Annotated in this window: 7 protein-coding genes; all 7 read left to right on the top strand. The window is 34.0% G+C overall.

Annotated features, from left to right (window positions below; translation table 11 throughout):
- Window positions 1–148: 148 nt before the first annotated feature.
- The 7 genes from IRZ80_RS04905 (at window position 149) to IRZ80_RS04875 (ending at window position 12,050) form a co-directional block, all read left to right on the top strand.
- Window positions 149–619 (top strand): hypothetical protein, encoded by a 471-nt coding sequence (locus IRZ80_RS04905; protein ID WP_194640443.1) that lies wholly within the window; start codon window positions 149–151, stop codon window positions 617–619.
- A gap of 50 nt (window positions 620–669) precedes the next feature.
- Window positions 670–987, top strand: a complete 318-nt coding sequence (locus IRZ80_RS04900) for a 2Fe-2S iron-sulfur cluster-binding protein (RefSeq protein ID WP_194640442.1) — start codon at window positions 670–672, stop codon at window positions 985–987.
- 722 nt (window positions 988–1,709) lie between these two features.
- Complete coding sequence (locus IRZ80_RS04895) at window positions 1,710–3,932, top strand: fasciclin domain-containing protein (RefSeq protein ID WP_194640441.1); 2,223 nt, start codon at window positions 1,710–1,712, stop codon at window positions 3,930–3,932.
- Window positions 3,929–7,216: a SusC/RagA family TonB-linked outer membrane protein gene (locus tag IRZ80_RS04890; protein WP_194640440.1), complete on the top strand. Its 3,288-nt coding sequence runs from the start codon at window positions 3,929–3,931 to the stop codon at window positions 7,214–7,216. The genes IRZ80_RS04895 and IRZ80_RS04890 overlap by 4 nt, the downstream gene beginning before the upstream one ends.
- A gap of 16 nt (window positions 7,217–7,232) precedes the next feature.
- Window positions 7,233–8,732 carry a RagB/SusD family nutrient uptake outer membrane protein gene (locus tag IRZ80_RS04885; RefSeq protein ID WP_194640439.1) on the top strand — a complete coding sequence of 500 codons (1,500 nt, stop codon included), beginning with the start codon at window positions 7,233–7,235 and terminating at the stop codon, window positions 8,730–8,732.
- Window positions 8,733–8,746: 14 nt separating this feature from the next.
- Complete coding sequence (locus IRZ80_RS04880; RefSeq protein ID WP_194640438.1) at window positions 8,747–10,540, top strand: fasciclin domain-containing protein; 1,794 nt, start codon at window positions 8,747–8,749, stop codon at window positions 10,538–10,540.
- A gap of 40 nt (window positions 10,541–10,580) precedes the next feature.
- On the top strand, window positions 10,581–12,050 hold the full coding sequence (locus IRZ80_RS04875) for a fasciclin domain-containing protein (RefSeq protein ID WP_194640437.1): 1,470 nt from the start codon (window positions 10,581–10,583) through the stop codon (window positions 12,048–12,050).
- Window positions 12,051–12,063: the final 13 nt, after the last annotated feature.

The following is a 12,063-nucleotide window of genomic DNA, read 5'->3' as shown; positions in this document are numbered from 1 at the left end:
TTTTAGAAGATTATCATTAAGGAATTGCCAATATAACAGCATTTTTTTTCACTATGTGTAAAAAACAGTGTAAATAATTCAAATTTATTTCGACTGGTTTTTCGAATAAAAATTTACATTTGTAACACTAACTTACAAATTTTGAATTATGAAAAAGCTTTATTTATTGACCGTTTTATTATGTCTTTTTAAAACATATGGACAGGAACCAATTCAAGAGGCATTTGTTACTAAAACTTATGTGAATGTTGATGATGAATGGAATGAAATAAATTTTAGTAAGATTATAGATATTTGGTCTAATAGAACAGGACAGTTAAAAATATCTAATGCTGAATTTTTGAAGGAACTTAGTGGCGGTAAGGCAAATATGTTAGAGAATAGCGCCTATGTAACTGCTGAATTTTCTTCTCAGGTGCAGACCAAAACTAAAACGGATAAAAATGGTTTAGTAAATTTGACATATGAAGGAAAACTCATTTTTAAAACACATGACGGGACATATGCCCCAAATGCAGTAGTGGTTTTTGTAATTCATAATGCAGATGTTATTGGTTTAAAAATATTAAACAAAGAAAATAGAAAAGAAATGGCAGTAGATCTTGAGGTAAAAGGTTAAAAAAACAAGGGCTGCCGTTTTATAAAGAAATAAATAAGATAGTATAATAAATGGATGTTTTAATTAAGATTAAAGATAGAGAAGGGATAATTCATGATTTACAGGCGCCTACAGATATGGCGATGAACATAATGGAACTTTGCAAAGCTTATGAGCTTCCTGTAGAAGGAACTTGTGGCGGTATGGCAATGTGTGCATCTTGTCAGTGTTATGTTCTTAATGATGTTGAGCTGCCAGAAATGGGAGATGACGAAGAGGCTATGCTGTCAGAAGCATTTTATGTAAAATCAAACAGCAGATTAGGCTGTCAGATTCCTATAACTGAAAGTCTTGACGGATTAGAATTAGAACTAGCTCCAGAAAATTAATCTTAAATATATTAAAGCAAAATAAGCATAAAAAAGCAGGTTTGATTTTTATTAAAAAATTAGATTCTGTTTTTGTTATAGTTTAGTATTTATTGTGTCTAATATCAGAAAAGCTGTCTCCCATTTTTGCGGAGGCAGCTTTTTTTGTTTTTATTAGGTTTCTCCAAACGCTAATAAGGATTTGGTTATTGAGCTAAAAAAGCCGATGGTATTAAAAATTTGAAAGAAAGACCTGTCTTTGGCTGTAAATTGATACTTGTATTTTTTGAGCTCTTTTGTTATTTTGAAGCGCAATTCCGTTTTTTCTATAGTACTTCGTTAAGATTTTGGCTGTATTTGAAATCCTCTCCGGATTAAACAGTATGTAAAATCTTATTTTTTATTTGCTCCCTTTTTAATTTACAGGTGATTTTTTCATTGTTTTTGTTTGGTGTCTTCTGTTTTCATAAGGAAAAGTTAATTGTTTAGTATGGGTTAATTATTAGGATTGAAAATCACTTTGAGCCAATAAAATCAGGGCTTCGTAATGTGTAATATTATGGTTAATTACTTGAAGCAATATCTTTTTATTATGCATTTTTTTATTGATAATAAAAAAATAATTAAAATTTACAGGACGGGGCAGGATAGTCTGAGGTAGGTGAACATGTATATTTGATTGTTAAGAAATAATTAAAAAAGTTAAAAAAAGTATAAATATTTATCAGCAATTTTATCTAAAAATGAAGAAAAAATTACACTACTATTTACTTGTCATACCTCTTTTAGCCATGTCTTTTGGCTGTAGTTCCGATGTATATGATGAATACTATGCACGACCTGCAGGTCTTGAAGATCCTATTTATCAGCAATTGGAAGCAAGAGGGAATTTTAAAAATTTAACAGCCTTAATTGAAAAGGCGGGTTATAAAGATATTTTAGGAAAAGCAGGATATTGGACCATGTTTGCACCCAATGATGAAGCTTTTGCTAAATTTTTCCAAGAGCAGGGTATCTCAGATGTAACTAAAATAGATGATGCAACCGCTGCTAAAATTGTTAAATATGCGCTTGTTTATAATGCTTTTATGAAAGACAGGCTGTCTGATTACCAATCGGCAAAAGGATGGGTAGCAGATAATGCTTTCAGAAGAAGAACTGCTTTTTATGATGGTTTTGTTACTAAAACTATTGACGGTCAGCCGATGGTTATAGTGGGATCTAATCGTAACGGCGGTTATGTTTCAGGAGACTATAACAATAAATACATTACCTATTTTACGGATGAATATTTTAAGACTAAAAATTTAAGTTCTTATGATTTTAATTATTTCTATCCAGGAAAAGAGTATACAGGATTTAATGTTTTAGAGTCAAAAGTATTAGAAGCTGATGTTGTTGCTGAAAATGGTGTTATTCATGAAGTAGACAAAGTAAGTCTTCCATTAATGAATATCGATCAGTACCTAGAGCAAAACAGTAAATACAGCTTGTTTCGTCAGATATTAGAAGACAATCTTACCAGCTATGTTTATTATCAGCCGGCAACGGCAGAATATTATAATTACACTGGCAAATCTGATAAGGTTTATGTCAAATTGTATGATCCTACTTTGGCATTTTCACCTAATAATGAAAATTTTGTAAAAGCAGAAGACAATGATGGTCAAGCAGACGCTTATACGCTGATTGCTCCAGAAAACACTGTTTTAGAAGAGTTTATAAATAAAGTTCTTCTTAAACATTACCCTACACGTGATAAATTACCAAAATATATTTTTCAGGATTTAATAAATGCACACATGGTGCAGGGCGCTTTATGGCCTTCAAAGAATGATTTAGCAAACGGTTTGAAAGAAGATTTGACATTTAATTTTGCAACTGACATTATTGAGAAGAAAGTTTTAAGTAACGGATTTTTTTATGGCGCCAACAAAGTGCAGAAATCAAATTTATTTTATACTGTTTATACTTCTGCTTATTTAGATCCTAAATACAGTTTTGCAACCAAAATATTTAATGACGGATCTGGTATCAAAGAAATGATTAGTAATATAAATACTAAATATACTATTTTCCTTCCATCTGATGCGGTATTAGGAGCTCTTGGTTTCAGCTGGGATTCAAGATTTCTGCAATGGGTATACATTAATCCTGTAACGGGACAAACTGAAAACGGAAGTGCAGCCCGAAATAGATTAGTAAGACTTTTTTACAATTGTATCGTTCTTACGCCTAATGGGGAACTGAATAACATTGCAACTACTTCTGGAATTATCCGTACAGGAGATAATGAATTGCCTGGGGAGTACATACAATGGTCTAACAACAAAGTTTATGCAGCCGGTGATGTTGCAAATGGCACTGTAACGAAAGTAATTGGCAAAGAATTACAGGAAAATGGAATCACCTATTATGTTGATAGTTTTCCACAATTTTCTACTGAATTTCAAGGTTTGGTTATTAAACGTTTAGCGGCAAGCAACACTGAATACAATAGTTTCTATCAATATCTTGCAAATTCTAAAATTTTCAATGTTGCAACAGGAAAAATTGAAGGGGTAGATCTGGGTACTTCGTATACTTTCATAGTCCCAAATAAAGCGGCTATTGCAAGAGCTGTTGCGGCTAAACTTCTTCCGGCTTCACCTAATCCAGCTTTACAGACTACAGGAGAAAGAGATTTGGTTGTCGAATTTATACAATACCATATTATTACTAATAAAACGGCTTCAAATGATGGATTGACAACTGGACAATGGGAAACCTTAAGAAAAAATGGACAGGGAGACAAGACATATGTTGCAGTAATTAGTGATGGTACAGCTAGAACATTATCGTTTAAGGATGAATCCGGAGATGAAAATGTGGCTGCTAATTTTGTACCGGCAAGCAGTAATAATTTAGCAGACAGGTCTTTAATCCATTTAGTAGACAACTATCTTAAACTTAGAGAATCAAAATGAGACAACAAATTACAAATATATTTTACAGTTTAACATTTGCTTACATTATTCTGGCAGCTTTACCAGCTTTGGCACAACAAGGCAATAAAACTTTTTTAGTTCGTGGCCAGGTTATTGACGCAAGTGATAAACTCAGTATACCAGGAGCAACTATTGCAGAACAAGACGCTGAAAACCGTACTGTTTCTGGAGCGATATCGGATATTGACGGGAATTTCGCTATAAAGGTAAAAGATCCAAATAACAAGTTGTTTATTTCTACTATAGGATATAAATCGCAGCGTATTGATATTAAAGGAAGAGAATCAATCAAAATTTCACTAGTTTCTACTACAGAATCTCTTAATGAAGTAATTGTAAACAGTTCAAAAAAATCAGATAATGGTTTATTGAAAATTGATGAACGTAATAGAACTACTAGTTCTGTTTCTATAAACGCTGCGGACTTAGCTTACACCCAGGCACCAAGTATTGATGAGGCATTACAAGGGCGTCTTGCTGGTGTAGATATTACCTCAGATAGTGGTGATCCAGGAGCAGGTATGCAGATTAGAATTAGAGGAACTTCTTCAATTTCTGGATCTTCAGATCCTTTAATTGTAGTTGACGGAATGCCTTATGAAACAGCTGTGCCGCCAGATTTCAACTTTGGTACTGCCGATGAACAAAGCTATTCTGCTTTATTGAATATTTCCCCTACAGATATTGAAACTATAACTGTTTTAAAAGATGCTGCTGCTACAGCAATGTGGGGTTCGCGTGCCGCCAGCGGGGTTTTATTGATTACTACTAAACGCGGAGGTGTAAGTGCTCCAAAAATTTCATACACTTATAAATCAACTTATGCCAAAACGCCTCCTACAGTTCCTATGTTAAATGGAGATCAATATTCTCAGCTGATCCCAGAAGAATATATGAACAGGAATGGTGTACCATTGAATACGCTGTTCATTAAAGAGTTTCAATATGATCCTCAGGATGTTTACAATTATAAGAATTACAGCCAAAATACAGATTGGATAGGCGCTATTACGCAAACCGGTAAAACTGGTGAGCATACTCTTTCTTTATCAGGAGGCGGTGAAAAAGCAAGATATTTTAGCTCGGTTGGGTATTACAATTCTAAAGGTGTAACTAAAGGAACTGGTTTAGAGAGATTAAATACCAGATTGAATTTAGATTATGTTGTTTCTGATCGTATTCGATTTAGAACTGATATTTCTTATACGCATACTAATACACAGCGTAATTATGTGAATAGTTTTAACAATAGTGATGATAAGGATCTTTTGCGTGGAGTTGCTTACATTAAAATGCCGAATATGAGTATTTATGAATATGATGCGCAGGGTAATCTTACGCCAAATTATTTTACGCCAGCTTCAAATATTCAAGGTCTTTATCCTGGGACTTATAATCCAGTTGCAATGGCAGAATTTGCAACAAATGATCAAGTGGTAGATCGTATAACACCCCATTTTAACGTGAATGTTGATATTATTCCTAAAGAGTTATATGCTTCATTTGATCTGCAGTTTGATTATAGCAGTACAAAAAATAAATCTTTTTTACCACAGAATGCCACCGGAAGGCCTTTTACAGAAACTGTTGTAAATAGAGCATCTGATGCTGATATTGACGGTTCTAATATAGTAACTAAAACTAACCTTGTTTATCAGCCAAATATTGGAAAAAATCAGACTTTGCAAGCTTTAGTGTCATTGCAGACCAATGATTATAAGTATAGCTCTCATGAAGCATTGACATCAAATACTGCTTCGTCTTTATTAACAGATCCATCAGTTCCGTCAAGAACTCAAAATTCTGAATTAAAGCTCGCAAGCGGTAGTAGTCAAGCTAGAAGCGTTGGTGCTTTAGCAAGTGTGAACTACGGCTTACTAGATCGTTATCTTATTAGTGCTGGTCTGCGTGTGGATGGAAATTCTAAATTTGGACCCGAAAACAGATATGGTTATTTTCCTTCTATATCTGGCCGTTGGAGAGTTTCTGGTGAACCCTTCATGAAAAATGTTACAGCAATTAATGATTTGAGTATTAGAGCCAGTTACGGAGAATCTGGCAGGGCTCCTAAAAAGGATTATCGTTACTTTAATACTTATAAGAACTATTCTACTCAGTATCTAGATCTTAATGGGGTTATTCCTTCTAATATTGAATTGAGTAATTTACGCTGGGAAACATTAAAAGGAACCAACTTAGGTTTTACTCTTCAAATGTTTAAAAACCGCGTGTCGTTAGATGTAGATTTGTATAGAAACCTGACTACCGACTTGATTTTTGAAGATATGGCGGTAACTAGTATTTCGGGTTATTCCTCACTTGACCAAAACGCAGGGACAATGCAGAATACAGGATATGAAGTAAATCTTATTACAACTCCTTTTAAATCTAAAGACTGGAAAATTGATTTTAATTTCAATGTTTCAAGTAACCAAAACACTATTAAAGAAATTTCAGAATACTACCAAAGTGAGAGTGGAAATACTGATAAAAATGGTGAATATAAGCGTTTTCTTCAAATTGATAACCCGTTTGGTTCATTTTATGGCTACCGTTTTAAAGGAGTGTATTCAGATTTGGAAGCTACAAAAGCTACAGATGCCAGCGGAAATAAAATCACAGGGCCTAATGGTGAAGAAGTTTTGATGCGTTTTAATTATCCGCTTACAGATTATGTGTTTCAGCCTGGAGATGCTAAATATGAAGATATTAATCATGATGGTAACATTGATAGTCGTGACGTAGTTTATCTAGGGAATAGTAATCCTAAATTTACTGGAGGTTTTGGACCTAATATAGCTTATAAAAACCAATACTTTTTATTGTTTTATTTTACTTACAGATTGGGTTATGATGTTATCAATGGTGCCGATATGTATGCTACCAATATGTATGGATATAGCAATCAAAGCACAGCTGTATTATCGAGATGGCGTAATCCTGGTGATGTAACAGATATGCCAAGAGCTGTTTTTGGAGCAGGGTATAATTGGTTAGGTTCAGATCGTTATGTTGAAGACGCTTCTTTTGCTCGTCTTCGTTCTGTAACATTCCGCTACGCATTTAACGCAAACTTCATAAAAAAGATAAGACTTACTGAATTGAGCTGTTATGCAACTGCAGATAACCTATTTACTTTTACAAACTATAAAGGACAAGATCCTGAGGTGAATATGAGTAAAGGAGCGTTTGGTTTAGCAATTGATAATTCTAGCACTCCGCCGACAAAACGTGTTACCCTTGGACTTTCTGTTCGTTTCTAATAATAAAATTTGAATTATGCAAACTAAAATAAAAACAATTTTATCAATATTCATCTTATTAGTCTCCACAATTTCGTGTGATTCTTATTTAGATTTAAAACCGCAGGACGGAATTATTCGTGCTGAATTTTGGCAGACTAAAGAAGATGTTCAAGCTGCTGTTGCCGGAATTTATTCTTCCTTGTTACAATCACCTCCAGGCGTAAGTGATTTGCCAATAAGCCAATATTTGTTCATGTATGGAGATTTAAGAGGTGACATGGTAGCTCCAGGGAGTTTTGCAAGCGATGACCAAAGAGGTATTATGAACTCAAATATTACACCTTCTAATACCCTAACAAATTGGGATGCCTTTTACAGGACCATTAATTACTGCAATACTGTAATAGATTTGGCACCTGCTGTTTTACAAAAAGATCCAACTTTAACTCAGGGTCAATTAAATAATTTTCTTTCTGAAGCTTTAGCAGTAAGAGCCTATTTATATTTTACACTGGCTCGTACTTTTAGAGATGTCCCTTTAAAATTAAATGCTACATTAACCGATCAGGATAATTTTCAAATAGCAGCTTCACCTCAAGCCGAAATATTTGCTCAGGTAATCAAAGATCTTAAATCAGCTGAAGGATATGCGGTAGAAGATTATGGATCCAATCTATATAATAAAGGACGTATCACCGTTTATGCCATTAATGCGATGCAGGCAGATGTTTATTTATGGACAGATAATTTTCAAGAAGCACTGGTTGCTGCAAACAAGGTAATAGATTCTAAAAAATTCAGTTTGTACCAATCTACAAGTTACGGTACTTGGTATAATACGGTTTTTGCTAATGGAAATTCTGTTGAAAGTATTTTTGAATTCCAATATACAACAGCCAACTTAGGTCCTTTTTATAGTATTTTTTTTCAAAGACCGCAGTTTATGATTTCTGGGAAAGTCGCAGAAAAAGTTTTTGGAGTTGACTATGATGATCTAAGTAAGAGAGATATTCGTGGTGAAAATTGTTCTATAATAGCTTCAACAAATCAGATTTGGAAATTCGTTGGTAACAGTGAAGGTTCCAAAGCCTTACAAGATTCAGATACCCACTGGTTTCTCTATCGTTATGGTGATGTGCTGCTATTGAAGGCAGAAGCTCTTGCTGAATTAAATCAAGGAGCAGAGGCGCTTGCAATTGTTGATGATATTAGGCTGAAACGCCGTGCAATCACTCAGACTGCTCAGTCTCCTGGTGCTTCAAGTAAAAATGGTGTTATAGATTATATATTGGCAGAGCGTTCCCGTGAATTGGCTTTTGAAGGTAAACGCTGGTTCGATATGCTTAGAGTTGCCAGAAGAAACAATTATGAACGAAAAGACATTCTTATTAATGCAGCTGTTGAGAATGCTCCAGCCGATCAGCAGCAATCAATTATAGCCAAACTGGAAGATCATAATAGTCATTATTTACCTGTTAATATTGGCGAACTATATACTAATAAAGCACTAGTACAAAACCCATTTTATAAATAATAAATAAATAAGACATGAAAAGATTATTAAGATTACCTAGCTTCTTGAGACTTACTTTAGTGTTTTTGATTGTTCTGATATTTCAAAACTGTACTGAGCAAAAAATAAAAGAAGGCACTGATAAAACTCCTAATATCACCGAATATTTAAGAGAGAATCCAGACTACTCTATGTTTTTAGAAATTCTGGATATAACGAATTATGCTTCCTACATGAATACGTATGGGACTTTTACATTATTTCTTCCGACTAATGATGCCGTAAAACAGTATTTAAAGGATTTGGGAGTTAGTTCATTGAAAGAAGTTCCTATAGAAGATTTGAAAAAAATAGCTAAACTGCATATTTTAGACAAAACCATAGCAACTACTTCATTTACTGATGGCAAAATTGCTCCCCCTACTTTTTATGGTCAATATTTAATAACTGGAGCTGCTAATATCAATGGTGTTTCAAGCACAACTGTTAATAAAACATCAAATATTGTAATTTCTAACATTTTAGCTGGAAATGGTGTTATTCATGTTATTGATAAAGTGTTGCGAGTTGCTGATAAAACACTGGTAAAGACCATTGAAGCAGATAAGAATCTTTCCTTGTTTACCGAAGTTTTAAAAGTTACTGGTTGGTATGATAAATTAAATCTGCCTCTTACTTATGACGCTAATAATGTGGGTAGTTTTTTAACTGTTTTGGCACAAAGCAATGATGTCTTTAGTAAAGCAGGTTTTAATAGCTTAGATGATTTAAAGAATAGATACAGTCATTTAAAAGATCCAACTAATCCTGCAGATAGTTTAAATTTATTTGTGCAGTATCACATATTGCCTAATTTAAATTATCTAAGTGATATGGCAACGACTCCTACATTTATAACTAAGGCGCCGTTAGAGGTTATTAGTTCTCAGTTAGATAAAACATCTATTTTGTTAAATCATGATATTTTTAATGGAGTACAAGAGCAGGGTGTTGCAATAGTAAGAGATCCAAGTAATACAACTTGTTCTAATGGAGTACTGCATTATGTAGATGGACATTTCACTATTAAAAAACGCGCTCCATCACCGGTTTATTTTGATTTATGTGATCAACCTGAATTCGCTGCGAATGTTGCTAATTATAGAAAATCTGCTGGGGCAAATATTTTTCTTGGAAATGGAGCATTTAAAGATATTACTTGGGTAGGACAAGGAACTCTTTCCTGGAATAATAATGCTGGATCAGTTAACGGAGATCTTTTAAATATTTTTCGTTTTCGTATTCAAACTTCTAATAATAGTAATGGTAATAATGATATTGAATTTAGAACCCCAGTAATTGTTAAGGGGCGTTATAAAGTTTGGGTTTCCTATCGTACAGCAAGTTCTAAAGCTTCTACTACTACAAAGACATATTTTGATGGTGTGCAAACCTCTAGAATTGTCAATGGTTTAGAATATGCAAATGACCCTAGTAGTACTACAACGGGTATACCGGACAGGGTGTATGAGTCGCAAGGCTATAAGCGTTATATTTTTCCATTTGTTAAGAGCGATAATATGATTTCTAGACTTGTGGGTATTGTGGAAGTGACAACCACAGGGAGACATTTAATTAAATTTACCACGGAATCTTGTACTGGTTGCGGCGGAGGTGATACGGACAGATTCGACATTGTAGAATTCCGTCCTGTAGATATGGATCAAATATGGCCAAAATTCATAAAAGGCATTAAAACTGGAGTTCCTAGTGGTAATGATCTTAATGGTGATGGTTTAATACAAAGATCAGAAGCAACTAAAGGGGATAATGGTAACAGCGGATATTAATATTATAAATGAATATAAGTTCAAACTTAATCAAGTAAAAATGATCATATTAAATTTAAATTATAAAAGACTATTGGTTAGTTTGTTAACTGTAGCTTTAGTTTCTTGTTCTAACCCTTGGGATGATCGAGAAAGTAATGGAGATTCCAATCTGGATGTTACGCTTAATGAAGCCATTACAAGTACAGCTGAAGTGTCGCAGTTTGGGAAATTATTGACCCAAACAGGTTATGATAAGGTTTTGGCAGCTTCAAAAACGTATACCGTTTTTGCTCCAACCAATGAAGCACTGGCTAAGGTAGACGCAGCGATACTCAATGATGCTGAGTCGCTTAAAAAATTTGTGGCCAATCACATTGCATTAACTTCTTTTTCATCAGTAAGAAAAAATACTGAGGACAAAATCTTAATGTTAGATGATAAATATTTAATATTTAAAGGAAGTACAGCTATTGGCGATGCAGCTATTGTTACTGCTGACCATTATGCTGCAAACGGCGTGTTTCATATTATTAATAAAGCACTTACTCCAAAATTAAATATTTGGGAATATATTAATGCTAATAAAGGTACTTCGGCAATGAGTGCGTATTTAGTGTACTTAAAAGAATTCAGTATTTACAAAGAGGATGCTGATGCAAAAGCCAAAGCTGCCACTGGATTTCTTGCAGATTCTTTATCTAATTCCTATTTAAGAAATGTGTATAATCTTAACAATGAGAAAAATTCATATACCCTTTTCTTAATGGAAGATGCCGGTTACAATGCCGAAGTAACTAAAATGAAACCGTATTTGACTAAAACATCAAATGATCCTAAAAAGGATTCAACGGCAATTTACAGTAGCTATTTCACGACTAGAGATTTGGCTTTTCCTAAAGCTTACAAAAAAAGTGAACTACCTAAAACATTAACATCAAGATTTGGAGTTCAGTTTGATGTAGATCAAACGCAGATTGTAGGTGAGCCAATACAGTTAAGTAACGGAATTATTTACATCATGAAAAAAGTTGATGTTAAACTTTCAGACCGTTTAGTTCCTACAGTAATCCAAGGAGAAGCTTATACAGGTTATGGTAATGGATCCCGCAGTAGTTTTTCGTCTCGCGAACTGATAGATCCAACAACTGGACTGCCTTATAACGATATTATGGCGCCAGCTCCCGGTGCGGCTCAGTTTTATATGACTTATGCTGCAAAGGACATGTTCAGTACTACTTATAAGGTGTATTGGCGCGCAATAAACGATCAGTTAACTGTTCCTATTTCTCAGAGATTGCAAGTAGGCGGAAAATTGCAGATAACGGGTATTGTAATTTCGGTGTTAAATCCTTTAAAAGATTTTGGATATAAAGATGTTTTGGTCAAAGATTATAACCCATTCTTGTTAGGCAGTTTTGATATCACTCAATCTGGAAATATTGATTTGATTACATTATGGGCTGGTACTGTGGCCAAAAACCCGCTCACTATTGATTATTTGAAATTTGTTCCAGACGTTAAAAAATAATATATTATAAAAA

It is taken from the genome of Flavobacterium sp. HJJ (assembly GCF_015351475.1).
Classification (GTDB): domain Bacteria; phylum Bacteroidota; class Bacteroidia; order Flavobacteriales; family Flavobacteriaceae; genus Flavobacterium; species Flavobacterium marginilacus.
The sequence above is the reverse complement of the archived record's forward strand: the minus strand, read 5'-3'. Positions and strand labels throughout refer to the sequence as shown.